General features: G+C 71.4%; 16 protein-coding genes and 1 pseudogene. 8 read left to right on the top strand and 9 right to left on the bottom strand.

All coding sequences use genetic code 11. The annotated features are described in order from the left end of the window. A pseudogene (locus ACVNF4_RS22325) lies at positions 1-283 on the top strand (ABC transporter); the annotation flags it as partial. Here ACVNF4_RS22325 and mshD read toward each other — a convergent pair. Further along, positions 243-1,160 carry a mycothiol synthase gene (gene mshD, locus ACVNF4_RS22330; RefSeq protein ID WP_461804638.1) on the bottom strand — a complete coding sequence of 306 codons (918 nt, stop codon included), beginning with the start codon at positions 1,158-1,160 and terminating at the stop codon, positions 243-245. The pseudogene ACVNF4_RS22325 and the gene mshD overlap by 41 nt on opposite strands. A 181-nt stretch (positions 1,161-1,341) precedes the next feature. Between mshD and ACVNF4_RS22335 the strand changes: the two genes are divergently transcribed. Further along, positions 1,342-3,147, top strand: coding sequence for a bifunctional metallophosphatase/5'-nucleotidase (locus tag ACVNF4_RS22335; protein ID WP_461804639.1), 1,806 nt, complete (start codon positions 1,342-1,344; stop codon positions 3,145-3,147). A gap of 66 nt (positions 3,148-3,213) precedes the next feature. Here ACVNF4_RS22335 and ACVNF4_RS22340 read toward each other — a convergent pair whose 3' ends face one another. Then, positions 3,214-3,747 (bottom strand): hypothetical protein, encoded by a 534-nt coding sequence (locus ACVNF4_RS22340; RefSeq protein ID WP_461804640.1) that lies wholly within the window; start codon positions 3,745-3,747, stop codon positions 3,214-3,216. Between the two features lie 122 nt (positions 3,748-3,869). Between ACVNF4_RS22340 and ACVNF4_RS22345 the strand changes: the two genes are divergently transcribed. After that, positions 3,870-4,595 carry an ABC transporter ATP-binding protein gene (locus ACVNF4_RS22345; RefSeq protein WP_461804641.1) on the top strand — a complete coding sequence of 242 codons (726 nt, stop codon included), beginning with the start codon at positions 3,870-3,872 and terminating at the stop codon, positions 4,593-4,595. Here ACVNF4_RS22345 and ACVNF4_RS22350 read toward each other — a convergent pair. Next, positions 4,572-5,261, bottom strand: a complete 690-nt coding sequence (locus ACVNF4_RS22350; RefSeq protein WP_461804642.1) for a PH domain-containing protein — start codon at positions 5,259-5,261, stop codon at positions 4,572-4,574. The genes ACVNF4_RS22345 and ACVNF4_RS22350 overlap by 24 nt on opposite strands. Positions 5,262-5,402: 141 nt before the next feature. Here ACVNF4_RS22350 and ACVNF4_RS22355 point away from each other — a divergent pair, with 141 nt between their 5' ends. Then, entirely contained in the window at positions 5,403-5,624 is a 222-nt protein-coding gene (locus ACVNF4_RS22355; RefSeq protein ID WP_461804643.1) for a GNAT family N-acetyltransferase, read from the top strand. 1 nt (position 5,625) lies between these two features. Here the strand turns inward: ACVNF4_RS22355 and ACVNF4_RS22360 are convergent, their stop codons facing one another. Continuing rightward, a complete protein-coding gene (locus ACVNF4_RS22360; protein WP_461804644.1) occupies positions 5,626-7,020 on the bottom strand; it encodes a M1 family metallopeptidase in 1,395 nt (464 codons plus the stop codon). A 39-nt stretch (positions 7,021-7,059) separates the two neighbouring features. Between ACVNF4_RS22360 and ACVNF4_RS22365 the strand changes: the two genes are divergently transcribed. Beyond that, positions 7,060-7,560 (top strand): hypothetical protein, encoded by a 501-nt coding sequence (locus tag ACVNF4_RS22365; RefSeq protein WP_461804645.1) that lies wholly within the window; start codon positions 7,060-7,062, stop codon positions 7,558-7,560. A 95-nt stretch (positions 7,561-7,655) separates the two neighbouring features. On the opposite strand, the gene ACVNF4_RS22370 is transcribed toward ACVNF4_RS22365, so the two are convergent. The 4 genes from ACVNF4_RS22370 to ACVNF4_RS22385 form a co-directional block, all read right to left on the bottom strand. Then, the gene (locus ACVNF4_RS22370) at positions 7,656-8,324 is read right to left on the bottom strand and encodes a hypothetical protein (RefSeq protein WP_461804646.1); all 669 of its coding nucleotides are present in this window, start codon (positions 8,322-8,324) and stop codon (positions 7,656-7,658) included. 3 nt (positions 8,325-8,327) lie between these two features. Next, positions 8,328-9,017, bottom strand: a complete 690-nt coding sequence (locus ACVNF4_RS22375; protein ID WP_461804647.1) for a pentapeptide repeat-containing protein — start codon at positions 9,015-9,017, stop codon at positions 8,328-8,330. A 66-nt stretch (positions 9,018-9,083) separates the two neighbouring features. Further along, positions 9,084-10,466, bottom strand: coding sequence for an NAD(P)/FAD-dependent oxidoreductase (locus tag ACVNF4_RS22380; RefSeq protein WP_461804648.1), 1,383 nt, complete (start codon positions 10,464-10,466; stop codon positions 9,084-9,086). Between the two features lie 9 nt (positions 10,467-10,475). Then, positions 10,476-11,120, bottom strand: a complete 645-nt coding sequence (locus tag ACVNF4_RS22385) for a rhomboid-like protein (protein WP_461804649.1) — start codon at positions 11,118-11,120, stop codon at positions 10,476-10,478. On the opposite strand from ACVNF4_RS22385, the gene ACVNF4_RS22390 reads away from it, so the two are divergent. Next, positions 11,119-12,036 carry an aminoglycoside phosphotransferase family protein gene (locus ACVNF4_RS22390; RefSeq protein WP_461804650.1) on the top strand — a complete coding sequence of 306 codons (918 nt, stop codon included), beginning with the start codon at positions 11,119-11,121 and terminating at the stop codon, positions 12,034-12,036. The genes ACVNF4_RS22385 and ACVNF4_RS22390 overlap by 2 nt on opposite strands. 74 nt (positions 12,037-12,110) lie before the next feature. Here the strand turns inward: ACVNF4_RS22390 and ACVNF4_RS22395 are convergent, their stop codons facing one another. Beyond that, positions 12,111-12,977, bottom strand: coding sequence for a GNAT family N-acetyltransferase (locus ACVNF4_RS22395; RefSeq protein WP_461804651.1), 867 nt, complete (start codon positions 12,975-12,977; stop codon positions 12,111-12,113). A gap of 160 nt (positions 12,978-13,137) precedes the next feature. On the opposite strand from ACVNF4_RS22395, the gene ACVNF4_RS22400 reads away from it, so the two are divergent. Together ACVNF4_RS22400 and ACVNF4_RS22405 are read left to right on the top strand one after the other, a co-directional pair. Then, positions 13,138-13,722, top strand: coding sequence for a sigma-70 family RNA polymerase sigma factor (locus tag ACVNF4_RS22400; RefSeq protein WP_461804652.1), 585 nt, complete (start codon positions 13,138-13,140; stop codon positions 13,720-13,722). Then, positions 13,719-14,088, top strand: a 370-nt coding sequence (locus ACVNF4_RS22405) for an RskA family anti-sigma factor (RefSeq protein ID WP_461804653.1), incomplete at its 3' end; no start/stop codon positions are given. The genes ACVNF4_RS22400 and ACVNF4_RS22405, both read left to right, overlap by 4 nt.

Here is a 14,088-nt window from a genome sequence, read left to right on the forward strand (position 1 = left end):
ACGCGTCCGCTTCACGGCCACCGCCGAACCGGGCGGCGCGGCGGCGATCACGACGCTGGTGGCGGTCGCCGCGGCCGGGATGATCCCCGCCCGCTGGGGTCTGTTCGCCCTGCCGGACGAACCGCACTGGCCGGGGGCGCACTGGAGGTGGGCGCTGGTGCTGGCGGTGGCGGTGGCGGCGGCCGGGGCGTGGACCCCGCAGCCTCTCGGCCGCCGGGTCCCGCGCCTCCTCCGGCGGGGGCTCAGCTCTCCGAGCGGTACATCAGGTCCGTCTCGTGCGTGACGAACCCGAGCCGCTCGTACACCGAGACCGCCGCCTTGTTGTCCGCGTCGACGTACAGCATGGCGGTGGGCAGGCCCTGCCCGGCGAGGTGGCGCAGCCCGATCGTGGTGAGGGACTTGCCGAGCCCCCCACCCTGCACGCCGGGCCGCACGCCGAGGACGTACACCTCGCCGAGCCGCTCGGCCGCGTGGACCTTCGTCCAGTGGAAGCCGACCAGTTCCTCGCCGCGGAAGGCGAGGAAGAACCCGGCGGGGTCGAACCACGGCTCGGCGGCGCGCGCGTCGAGGTCGCGCTGGGTGAGGGAACCCTGCTCCGGGTGGTGGGAGAACGCGGCGGCGTTGAGGTCGAGCCAGTCCGCGTCGTCCTTGCCGGGGGTGAAGGCGCGGACGGTGACACCGGGGGGCAGCACCGGGTCCGGGAGGTTCAGGTCCGTCAGCGGGCGGCGCATCTGCCGCAGTTCGCGGAACAGCGTGAGACCGAGGACCTGGGCGAGATGCCGGGCGGCGGGATGCCCGCCGTGCGCCCACACGCGCAGCCGCTTGCCGGTCGCGCTCAGCAGCGCCGTCCCGAGCACCCGCCCGTGCCCGTGACCCCGGTGCGCCGGGTGGACGACGAGTTCGGCGGCCGGCGCCTCGACCGGGTCGGTGTCCTCCAACTGGGCGTAGCCGACGAGGTCGGTGCCGGTGGACAGGAGCAGGTGGGAGATGCCCTCGCGGGCACCGCCGCGCAGATTCAGGCGGCCCTGCTCGGACACCGCCTGCTGACCGTCGGTGCGAGCGGCGTCCGCGAGCAGGGCGAGGACCGCGTCGATCTGCTCGGGGGCGAGGACGGAGAAGGTCTCAAGGGAGCGGGGCCGTACGGTGTCGTCGCTGGTCATGCGTACGAGGGTACGGGGAGGGGGCGGGGGTCGGGTGTCGTCCGGCGGCACACCGGTGTTCGCAAAGGACGGGGCAAAGGGAAACCAGGATGTAACCATGAACCCCCTGTCGTGCTACGCGCGTTGAATCTAGGCTGCGCCGGACGGGGCCACATGTTCACAGCCATATTCAGGGGGGCTCATGCCAGCCACTTCCCAGCCGTACCCGGGCCGCAGACGGACGACGCGGATCCTCGCCGTCGCCGCCGGGCTCGCCACCGCGGGCGCGTTGGCCGCCGCGCTGCCCGCGAACGCGCACGACAGCAAGACGTCGTACGGCAAGCCCTACCCGGGCCGCTACCAGGACGTTCAGTTGCTGTCGTTCAACGACCTGCACGGCAACCTGGAGCCGCCGTCCGGCTCCTCGGGCCGGGTGACGGAGCTCCAGCCGGACGGCACGACGAAGACGATCGACGCGGGGGGCGTCGAGTACCTCGCCACGCACCTGCGCGAGGCCCGCAAGAACAACCGGTACTCGATCACCGCGGCCGGCGGGGACATGGTCGGCGCGTCGCCGCTGATCTCGGGCCTCTTCCACGACGAGCCGACCATCGAGGCGCTCAACAAGCTGGACCTGGACGTCACCTCCGTCGGCAACCACGAGTTCGACGAGGGCGCGAAGGAACTCGGCCGCCTCCAGCGCGGCGGCTGCCACCCCACGGACGGCTGCTACACGGACAAGAAGTTCAAGGGCGCCGACTTCCCCTACCTCGCGGCGAACGTCCTCGACGAGAAGACGAACCGGCCGATCCTCAAGCCGTACTGGGTGTGGCGCAAGAACGGCGTCAAGGTCGGGTTCATCGGCGTCACCCTGGAGAACACCCCCGGCGTCGTCTCGGCGGAGGGCGTCAAGGGCCTCAAGTTCAAGGACGAGGTCGAGACGATCAACAAGTACGCCCGCGAACTCCAGCGCCAGGGCGTCCAGTCGATCGTCGCGCTGATCCACGAGGGCGGTGCGCCGGCCTCCGGGGCGTACAACTACAACTGCGACTCCCCGGGCGCGGGCGACGGCATCTCCGGCCCGATCGTCGACATCGCGAAGAACGTCACCCCGGCCGTCGACGCCCTGGTCACCGGCCACACGCACGCCGCGTACGTGTGCACGATCAACGACCCGTCGGGCAAGCCCCGCATGGTCACCTCGGCCGCGTCCTTCGGCCGCCTCTACACGGACACGACGCTGACGTACGACCGCTGGACGGGTGACATCGCCCGGACGTCCGTCAAGTCCGCGAACCACGTCGTCACCCGGACCGTCCCCAAGGCGCCGGACATGACGCGGCTGATCGACAAGTGGAACACCCTCGCGGCGCCCATCGGCAACCGCGCGATCGGCTACATCTCGGCGGACATCCCGAATACGGGAACGGAGTCCCCGGCGGGCGACCTGATCGCCGACGCGCAACTGGCCTACGGCCGTCAGCTCGACCCCGAGACCGACCTCGCCCTGATGAACCCCGGCGGGGTGCGGGCCGGGTTCACCTACGCGGCCAAGGGCGCCGAGGGCGACGGTGTGGTGACGTACGCGGAGGGCTTCACCGTCCAGCCGTTCGCCAACACCGTCAACCTCCAGAACTTCACCGGCGCGCAGGTCATCCAGGTGCTGAAGGAGCAGGTCACCGGTACGAACGCGGCCTCCCCGAAGATCCTCCAGCCGTCCGCGAACCTCACCTACACCCTCGACCTGACGAAGTCGGGCGCGGACCGGGTGGTCACGGACAGCATCCGCCTGAACGGCACGCCGATCGACCCGGCCGCCACGTACCGCGTCGCGACGAACAGCTTCCTCGCGGGCGGCGGGGACGGGTTCCCGACGCTGGGCCTCGGCACGGGTGACCTCGTCGGCACGGACGACCTGTCGGCCCTGGCGCAGTACCTCACCGCGCACTCCTCGGCATCGGCCCCGCTGGCGCCGCCGGTGGCGAACCGGATCGCGATCGTGCAATGAACGCCGTCTGCGGCTGAGTAGAGTCCCGAGATCCCCCTGGACATCGTTCCAGGGGGATCTTTGTGTTCAGTCCGCCGCGAGCCACGCTTCCAGAACGCTCTCCCGCTCCCGCGAACTCAGCACCTTCTCCGGCTGATCCGCCCGCCACCACCCGGTCATCACCGCAGGCGAGAACTCCCCCCGAGTCATCCGCGCGAGCAGCCCGAGGGACAGGTCGACCTCGCGCTGGGTGTAGGCGACCGACGCCCCGGAGTAGACGGACGTCTCGGCCTCGGAGTCCCCCATGGAGAGGACCACCGTCATCTCCGGAGGGTCACCAGGAGTCCACACGTCCATCGCCGCCGCGGCGAACGTGGCGACACGGGACGCCCAGCGCACGGCGGCCGACCGCACCGGCGGGTCCGGCACCCGCAGCTCCAGCACCTCCGACCAGTCCCACGCCTGCGGTTCGGACCCTTCGAACCGGGGCCCGGCGGACGTCAGTACCACCTGAGGCGCCGGCGCGACGGCGGGCGTTCCGACGTACACCGCGTTCTCGCAGACCCAGAAGAGGCCGACCATGCTGCCCCGGCTGCCGGACGAGGTCGATTCGGGCTCCACTGTCAGCTCCTGTTTCCTTCCCTGCGCGGTCACTTGTGAGGACAGCCTGTGACGACGCCCGGTTCCGCGCCGTTAGGAATGAGCCCAGCTTCTCGCGGAGCCCCCCACCGGAGGTCATTTTCATGCCCAAGCCTCTCCCACCCCACCTCCGTGTCGAGGGCGTGAGCAAGACCTACCGCCTGCGCCGAGCGGCCTTCGACATCCTGGACGACGTGACGCTCACCGCCGAGGCCGGCCAAGTCACCGCCGTCGTAGGGGACTCGGGATCGGGAAAGACCGCGCTGCTCCACATCATGGCGCTGCTGGACCGGCCCGACCGGGGGCGCGTGCTCCTCTGCGGCGACGACCTGACACCCCTCGACGACAGCGCCCGAGCCGACATCCGGCGACGCCGGCTCGGCCTCGCCCTCCACTCGCACGACCTCCTTCCCGGCCACCCCACCTTCCGCAACGTCCTGCTCCCGCACCCCGGCCCACCCGAAGCCGCCGAACACCGCGCCCGCGAACTCCTCGACCGCGTAGGCCTGTTGCCGCGCGCCTCGCACCTCTCCGTCGACCTCTCACCCGGCGAACGCCAACGCGTCACCCTCGCCCGCGCGTTGATCAACGACCCGCCCGTGGTCCTCACCGACCACCTCACCACCACCCTCGACCCCGACAGCCGACGGCAGTTGCTCGCGTTCTTCCGTGAACTCGCCGACGAAGGACGGGCGGTGGTCCTCGTCACCGACGATCCGACGGTCGCCGACACGGCGGACACGGCCTACCGGCTGGCGCGGGGCGCGCTGGTCACGGACGCCGAGACCGAGGAGGACACCCCGGAGTCAGGACACCTGAGCCGCACGTGACTCGCCCACCCGGTCGAAGACGAGGAAGAGGCCGAACAGGACGACGAACGGGACGGGCGCGATCAGGCCGGTCGTGAACTCCGGCCCGTCGAGTAGCAGCGACAGCACGGAGACGGCGACCACCACGGCGAGCGCGAGCACGGCACCGTGGCACGCCCGCGCCCAGGCGGCCCGACGGCGCTCCCCCCGTGCCACGACGTCGGTCACCGTACGCGGAGCCCACACCCCGAGCGCCTCGGCGGCGGCGAGAACCTCCGCCAACTCCGCCTGCGGACGGTCGAGTTCACGGTCGTCGAAGTGCGGCAGCCGCAGGCTCCGGCCGTCGGTGCCGTAGAGCCGCACCGGGAACCGCGCCTGCCAGCGCGTGTGGACGGAGCCGTCCGCGAGACGCAGCGTGTGGATCTCCGACCAGGGCACATGCCGGGTCCGCACCGGCCCCCGGACGGTGACCCCGGCCGCGGTGACGGTCGTGTACGCGCGATACCGGTCGAGAAGAAGGAACCCGCCGGCCGTCAACCCGAGGGCCATGTACGGGAGTTCGTGCCACGCGACCTCCTCGTTCGCCGGAGCGACGAGGAAGGCGATCAACAGCAGGGACAGTACGTCGGGCAGCGGGAGGGAACGGCTCCCCCGGTACGTGCGCTCGATCTGTGGTCCGCTGTCCATGTCGCCCCCCGGCGATCGTGCGCCGTTCTTCCGACGCGTGCCGGGAATGATCATATGGCCGAGTTCGCGCCGCGGGCCGGGAATACGCTCCCCGCATGATCCTGACGCCCCTCCCCCTGACCCCCGACCATCGGGCTGCTGATGGTGAGCGAGCACCGGAGAGGGCACGGCCGACGGATCGCGGAGGCGGTGGGGGAGACGCTCCGGAGGGCCGGCCGGGACGCCGTGCGGCTCGCCGTGCTCGACAACAACCCGGCGGGGACGGCCTTTTGGACGTCCCTCGGGTACGAGATCGTCGACCGGCGCAGGGACCGTCAACTCGGGCGGCCCTGTGCCGTGTTGCGCAAGACGCCGGCTGACTGAGCTACGGGCGGGCCGGTTTGCCGTCCCCGTACAGCCACTCGTCCCAGACGGCGGACCAGTCCTCGTCCGGCGCCAGCTTCTCCACGTACTCCTTCAAGTCGTCCGTGTCCGCGACGCGATGGCGGTGCGTGCCGGTCCACCCCTGGACGAAGTCGTAGAACGCGTCGTCCCCGAGGAGCTGCCGGATCTTGTGGACGACCATGGCGCCCCGTTGGTAGACGGGCGGGTCGGAGATGCTGTCGGCGTTCGGGGGGTTGCCCGGCGGGAACGCCCAGACGGCCTCGTTCTCCCTGGCGGAGTCGTAGTAGTCACCCGCGTACAGGGAGTCGAAGATGTCCTGGGCGGTGTCGCCGTCGTGGTCCTCGGACCAGAGCCACTCCGCGTACGTCGCGAACCCCTCGTTGAGCCACATGTCCCGCCAGGTGCGCGGAGTGACCGAGTCGCCGAACCACTGGTGGGCGAACTCGTGGACGAACGTGCTGAGATCGGTCGCCCCGGGGAAGAAGGGCCGGTTCTGCGTCTCCAGCGCGTACCCGGCGTCGTCGGGCCGCTCGACGATCGCACCCGTCGAACTGAACGGGTACGGGCCGAAGTTGTCCGCCGCCCAGTCGAGGACGTCGTCAAGGCGCCCTAGAACCTCACGACTTGCGGCGGCCTGCGTCGGGTCCACGGCGATGTACGCCGGCACCTTCCCCGTCGTCCGCCGCACCTCGAAATTCCCGATCGCCAGGGTCGCGAGGTAGCTCGCCATGGGCTCGGCGGTGTGCCAGACGAAGGTGCGGCGGCCGTCGGGGAGGGACTTCTCGCTCCTCAACTCCCCGTTGGACACGGCCGTCAGGCCCTGCGGGACGGTCACCTTCAGGTCGTAGGCCGCCTTGTCGGAGGGGTGGTGGTTGCCGGGGAACCAGGCCATCGAGCCGACCGGTTCACCGAGGGCGACGGCGCCGTCGGCGGTGGTGAGCCAGCCTTCCTCGGAGCCGTCGGGGTCGGTGATCTTCTGCGGGGTGCCGGAGTAGCGGACGGTCGTCTTGAAGACCTTGCCCTGGTCGAGGCCGGTGGCGGGGTGGACCGTCAGCTCCTGGCCCTTGCGGCCGATGCGGGCCGGTGCGCCGTCGACCGTGACCTCCTCGACGTCCAGGCCGGTCAGGTCGAGGTGGTAGGAGGTGAGGCGCTGCGTCGCGCGGGCGGTGATCACCGCCGTGCCGGTGAGGTGGCGGGTGCGGGGGGTGTAGTCGAGGGTCAGGTCGTAGTGGCTGACGTCGTATCCGCCGTTGCCCGCCTTCGGGAAGTACGGGTCGCCGACCCCCGCCGCGCCGGCGTGCTCGTCGTCGTCCGCACCGCACCCCGACAGGAGCAGGAGAGTGGCTACGGCGGCGGCACGGATACGGGGAGGCATGTCGAAGATCCTAGGGCGCGGGCATGACACCATCGGGGCGTGCTCGACATCGGCTACGCCCTTTCCAACCGGTTCCCGGATCCGCCGCAGATGGACTACCGGCGTGCGGACGTCCGGACCCTGCGCCACGATCTGTTCTGCGGCGACGTGTATCTCGCGGACACCAAGGCGGACCTGGAGGTGTCCACGGCGTGGGGGTGGGTGCCGGTGCTGGACTTCGCGTGGGCGCTGTGCGACATCGTCGAGCAGATCGACCAGGACCCGGCGGGGTCCCGCGCCTCCCGGCCGCAGTACGCCGAACTGGACTTCACCGAGTCCACCGACCGGATGCTCTTCGAGCGGCGGTTCGGGTGGGTGGACATCGAGGCGGACTGGATGCGGGCGGATGAGCCGCCGCTCACGTTCTCCCACGTGGATCTGCGACGCGAGGCGCGTGATTTTCTGCACGACCTTGTCGCCGATCTCACGGATCTGCATGAGGAGTTGGGGGAGAACCCGGCGATCTGGACGTTGTTGGCGAAGTTTCCGCGGGTGGGGTGAGGGGGTGCCGCGCGTCCCTGAACGACGTGCGGCTGCGTGCCCTGACGCCCGCTGAGGGCCCCGGCGTCCCGTACCCCTCGGGATCGCCCTCGCCCTCAGAACCCCGACGCCCCCGCCGGCGCACCCCCCGCCCAGAACGTCGCCCCGCCGAGCAGCCACAGCTCCGTCAATGCCGTGCCCGGCGGGAGGTAGCCCTGAGAGAGCGCGCCGTAGCCCGTGTTGAGCCGGGGTGCGGACAGGCCCAGCAGGGCCATGACGTCGTAGTGCTGCGCGTCGGCGAAGACGTACCGGCCGTTCTTGCCGTCCTCGCGGGCGAGGGGGACGCAGCGCAGGACCGACTCCAGCGCCGGGAGGTCGACGGGCTCGGCGGCGAAGGGGAGCAGCGCGGCCGGGGCGGCGCCGAGGGGTTCCGGCCAGGACGGGGCCGTGTCGGACCAGGCCTCAGCGGGGCGCTCCGCGCTGAAGTAGCCCGGCCAGGAGTCGTAGATGTGCCTCAGCTCGCCGTCGTCGTACACCTGCATGACGAGGACGTCCGAGTCGAAGACGTACATCCCCAGCGTCGGGACGTTCAGCCGGCGGCTCACCGCTTCCGCGAGCGTCAGCGCCTCCGTCTCCTCCGCGGGATGGATCACGGTGTGCCGAGGGCCCACCGCGAGCGCGTAGCCGCGTATCGCGGGGCGGCCTGCCGCCGTCTCCTCGGAGAGCAGCGGCACCACTTCCTGGCACGGCCGCGCCACCAGTACGTTCCCGTAAAACGTGCCCATCGGTCATTCCTCCACCCTGATCCCCAGTTCCCCCGCCAGCACCGGTGCGAGATCGAGCAGCTGCGCCGTACTGATGACGGCGCCGCGCAGTCGGTCAAGCCCGGCGGTGATGCCCAGTTCGACGGCCCCTCTCAGGTCGACGTCCGACAGGGTCGCCGCGCTGAAGTCCGCGCCCTTGAGCGCGCAGTCGACGAACTCCACCCGTTCCATACGCGCGTTCGCGAAGTCCGGTTCGACGAGAACGCAGTTTTCGAAAACGACATCTTTCAGCCGGGCGCCCCGGAGGTTCAGAAAGTCGATCTTCCCGCCCCTCACCACGACCCTCTCCAGCACCGCCCCGAACAGCTGCGTACCGCCCAGCCGGGCGTCGATCACCTCCACGTCCCGCAGGGTCGCGTCCGCGAGATCCGTCCCCACACCTCGGGGCGCGGTGAGCCGGGAGTCCAGGAAACGGGCGTTCCGCAGCCGCGTCTCATCCAGCGAGCACCGAGTCAACTCACAGTCCATGAAGGTGGCCCCCGCCCCGTCCTGCCCCCCGAGATCCACCTCCCGCAGCTCGAATCCGTCGTAATCCCCGTCCGGCTCCACCTCCCCACCCTCGAACACCCGCAACTCCGGAAGCCGCACCTCAGGCCGCCGCGCCCCCTTCACGCCGCCCCGCCCACCGCTTCCACCACGCCCGATGCTCGCCATGGACCCATCCTGCACCCCACCACTGACAATCGCGCTGACCTGCGAATACACTCTCCCCGGCCAGCCTCACCCCCTCCCCGCCACCACATCCGCCACCCGGGCCAACCGCGAAGACCCCGCCCCCGCCCGCATCTCCCGCTCCCGCCGGTCCGCCGCCCGATAGACCGCGTACAACCCCCGAACCCCCACCCACCGCAACGGCTCGGGCTCCCACTTCCGCACCCGGTGCCCCACCCACGGCAGCCGGCTCAGCTCCCTGCCCCCGCCGAGGACCAGCTCCGTCAGCGTCCGCCCGGCGAGGTTCGCGGTGGCGACGCCGGAGCCGACGTAGCCGCCGGCCCAGCCGAGGCCGGAGGAGGGGTCGAGGGTGGCGGTGGCGCACCAGTCGCGGGGGACGCCGAGGACGCCGGACCAGGCGTGGGCGATGCGGACACCCCGCAGCGCGGGGAAGAAGTCGGTCAGGACGGCCCGCAGCGCGGTCACCGTCGCCGCCGGGGTGCGGCCGTCCGCGTCCGTGCGGGAGCCGAAACGGTACGGCACACCCCGCCCGCCCAGAGCGATCCGCCCGTCGGCGGTGCGCTGCGCGTACATGTACGCGTGCGCCATGTCGCCCAGCGTCTCCCGGCCCTCCCAGCCGATCGCCGCCCACCGGTCGTCGTCCAGCGGCTCGGTCGCGATCATCGAGGAGTTCATCGGCAGCCAGGTCCGCCGCTGCCCCTTCAGCTCGGACGTGAACCCCTCGGTGCACCGCAGGACGTACGGCGCACGCACCGTCCCGTACGGAGTGACCGCCCGCCCGGGACGGATCTCGGTGACAGCGGTCCCCTCGTGGACGGTCACGCCGAGCCGGACGACGGTGTCGAGCAGCCCCGTCAGCAGCTTCACGGGGTGCACGCGCGCGCCGTGCGGGGTCCAGGCGGAGCCCAACGCGTCGACGATACGGATCCGTTCCGACGTCTCCGCGGGACCGTACAGCGCGCGGTCGCTCTCCCCGTACGACAGCTCGTGCTCGTGGAACGCGCGCAGGCGTGCCAGTTGCGCGGGGGTGCGGGCGACCTCCAGGACGCCGCCTCGGTGGACGTCCGCGTCGATCCCCTCCGCCTCGGTGACGGCGACGACCTCGGCGACGGTGTCGTTCATGGCCCGCTGGAGCCGGACGGCGGCCTCGTGGCCGTGCACGCGCGCGTACCGGTCGCGTCCGGCGATGCCGTTGTACAGCCAGCCGCCGTTGCGCCCGGAGGCGCCGTACCCGCAGAACGCGCGCTCCAGGACGGTCACCGCGAGCGACGGGTCGGCCTTCTTGAGGTAGTAGGCCGTCCACAGCCCCGTGTATCCGCCGCCCACGATCACGACGTCCGCGGTGGCGTCCCCGGGCAGCGGATCGCGCTCCGCCGGAAGCCCGTTCCCGGCCCACCAGAAGGAAACCCCGCCGTTCGCCAAAGCGCTCATGCGCGGACGCTAACCCGTTCGGACGACGGCTGTCCCCTTCGGATTCCGTCGTCCCCGGGTCAACGGGTACGCCGCGAGACCCAGGAGGACGGCGGTGAAGTGCCCGAAGTCCGTGAACGTGGGGGAGACCGCCATGGGCGCCGCGAACAGCGCGAGCAGCCCGCCGGCCCACCCGTACCGCCACCACCCGCGCAGCCGGTACGTGAGGACCGCGGCGACCCCGGCGAGCGCGTAACTCACCCCCACGTCCAGCGTGTTCATCGCCGCCCTCGGCGCGATCCCCCGCTCGATCGCGACCAGCAGCGCGCCCTCGCTGATCAGCGTCGCCAGCACGTGCGCGCCGACGGCCACGACCAGCCACCGCAGGGTGCCGAGCCAGCGCTCCACGGGCGCGTGGATCACCGAGTACAGCACCGCGTACGGCAGCCAGTAGCCCCCGTCGAGCCACATGGCGCTCGCGAGCAGCACGCGCGCGGGGTTGTCCGACAACTCGTGCAGGTTGGTCGACCGCTGCCGCAGGAAGTGCTCCTGGAACTGCGGGGACATGCGATGGGCGGCGATCGTGGTCAGCAGGATGATCCCCAGCCAGATGTACGTCCCGAGTGCACTGCGGACGTACCCCCACACCGCCCTCGCCGCGCGCTTAATTCGCATGAGCGGATTCACTCAGCTCAGTATCGTCCGGTGGGTGATCGACATTCCGCGTGAGCTGGTGAAGTCTCAGCAAAGGGCGAACGGAGCGGCCGGCGAGGCGTTCCTGAAGGCGCTGCCGGAACTGGCGGAAAGCTTCCTCGACCGCTGGGACCTGCGGCTCGACGGCCCGTCGATGCACGGCATGTGCGCGCTGGTCCTGCCCGTCGTCCGTGACGACGGCCTGCGCGCCGTCCTGAAGCTCCAGCTCCTCGACGACGAGAGCGAGGGCGAGGCGGTCGCCCTGCGGCTGTGGGACGGCGACGGCGCGGTCCGCCTCCTCGGCCACGACGAGCCCACCGGGACCATGCTCCTGGAACGCCTCGACCCGGCGCGCATGCTCGCGCGCGTGGCCGACGCCCACACCTCCGTCGAGGTCATCGCCGACCTCCTGGCCCACCTGACGGCAGGCCCCGCCCCCGAGGGCATGCGCACCCTCGCCGACATCGCCGCGTCGATGCTGGACCGCACCCCCGCCGCTGTTGCCCGCATCCCCGACCCGCAGGACCGCCGGATCGTCGCGGACTGCGCGTCGGCCGTCGCCGAGGTCCTGGACGAGCCCGGCGACCGCCTCCTGCACTGGGACCTCCACGACGAGAACGTCCTCGCCGCCGACCGCGCCCCCTGGCTGGCCATCGACCCCAAACCCCTTGCCGGCGACCCTGGTTACGACCTCTGGCCCGCCATCGCCAACCGCTTCGACGCGGACGACGTCCGCTGGCGCTTCGACGCCATGACGGCCCGCCTCGGCCTCGACCGCGACCGTGCCCTCGCCTGGACGCTGGGCCGCCTCCTGGAGAACAGCCTCTGGAACATCGAGGACGGCGAACCCCTCGGCGAGGAGGATCTGGAGATCGCCCGCCGGCTGCGGAACTCCTGAGGAACGCGGTGCGTTGGACGGGGTGACGGACAGTTCCTTGACGACGAGAACAGAGCGAAAGCCCCTCCCCGCTTCTACGCCGCCCGGCTGTAGGACCACAGGTCGTCGACCTCGACGAAACCGGCCGACTCGTACAGGGCGTTGGCCGCTGTCCGGTCCCGCTCGCCTCCCGGCGGCTCGTCGTCGTCGACGTAGAGGACGACCTGGTCGGCACCGAGTTCGCACAGGCGCCGGAGAGCGGACCCGAGTACAGCGCGGCCCAGACCCTGCCCGCGACTGTCGGGTCCGACCTCGATCCACCACAGGACACCGATGCCCTGGAGCGGCAGGCCGACGACCGCTTCGGCGACCGTCCGGCCGCCCCGGCGCAGCCGCAGCCGCTGTGCCGCATGGCGGTCCGGCGCCTCGGACACGTCGAGACCGTCCGCCTGCGGCAGTTCGACCCGAGGCAGATCGGCGCGCATGCAACGCCACAACCGCTCCCCCGTGAACCCGGCGCGCTCCAGAGCCGCCCGGGTGACGGGCCTGTGGCGGACCGGCAGTGCCTCCAGCCCTTGAGTGAGCGGCGTGGCGAACTGGAACGCCTCCACCGGCCCCGATACCGGCCCGCCCGCCGCATGGGCGATCAGCGCGTCGGCCACCGCCGGGTCCTCACGGCAGTGCAGCCACTGGACCAGACGCCTGCCGTCCGCCGCCCTCCGCACCGAGGAGACCGCCCCCACCGGAACCCCGGCCCCGTCAACGGCGACTTGCACCTCCGCCGGCCCGAACTCCCCCCACCAACAGCCTGGTCGAGCCTCACTCCCTTGCGCCGCCCGCGCCAGCATGTCCGGCGTGACGCGCGGCTGACCGGGTAACCGGTCCGCGTCGATCACCACCAGCAGCGACGCTTGGTCCGCGGGGGTGCAGGGGCGCAGCGTGATCCCTCTGGGGGATGGCACGGACAAAGTCATGGTTGCCGTTCACATTTCTGCCCGCAGCGGCGGACCTCCGGATGACCTTGAGCCATCGCCGTCGAAGAAGCTGTCACAGGTGCAACCAATCCACGTGGCCGACGGGAACGGATTACACCCGGACATGTCCCGACGGTGGAGGCCCTCGGTGAAAGAAGCAGTGAATATCGTCAGAAAACCATCCCCTGGGCCCGACCTGCAAGAACTCGTGGGGCAGGTGGCTCTGGGGAGCGAGGACGCGTTCAGGCACGTGTACGACATCGTCGCAGGCCCGGTCCTGGGCGTCGTGCGTGCCGTACTGCGGGATCACGCGCAGTCGGAGGAGGTGGCCCAGGAGGTCCTGGTGGAGGTGTGGCGGACAGCTCCCCGCTACCGGCCCGATCGCGGAACGGCGGTCAACTGGATCCTCACCCTGGCGCACCGCCGGGCGGTGGACCGGGTCCGCTCGGTGGACGCCGCGACGGCCCGGGACCACAAGGCCGCACTGCTCGACAAGGTGCCGGAGTACGACGAGGTGGCCGAGCGCGTCGAGGCGCGTCTGGAGCGGGAACAGGTGCGGCGCTGCCTGCGCACGCTGACAGAGCTTCAGCACCAGTCCGTCACGCTCGCCTACTACCGGGGCCTGACCTACCGCGAGGTCGCCGAGGCGCTGGACATCCCGCTCGGGACCGTGAAGACCCGACTGCGCGACGGACTGATCCGGCTGCGCGACTGCCTGGGGGTGACCGCGTGACGACCACCGACCTGCACCGGCTGACAGGCGCGTACGCCCTGCACGCCCTGTCCGACGAGGAGAGCGCCTCGTTCGAACGTCACCTCGCCGGCTGCGAGCCCTGCGCGCAGGAAACGGCCGAACTCAGCGCGACCGCCGCCCGTCTGGGGCTGGCCGTCGCCACGCGTCCGGCTCCGGCACTGCGCGAGCAGGTGCTGCGCCGGATCACCACCGTCCGCCAGGAGGCGCCCGGCACACCCGTCCGGGTCCTTCCGGTGCGCGCCGGGCTGATGGGCCGGCTGGTGAACCGGTGGACGCTCGCCGCCTGCCTCGCGGCGGCCACGGCGCTCGGCGGGACGGCCGTGTGGCAGCACCAGCAGGCCGCGG

The sequence above is a fragment of the Streptomyces sp. S6 genome, assembly GCF_054880855.1.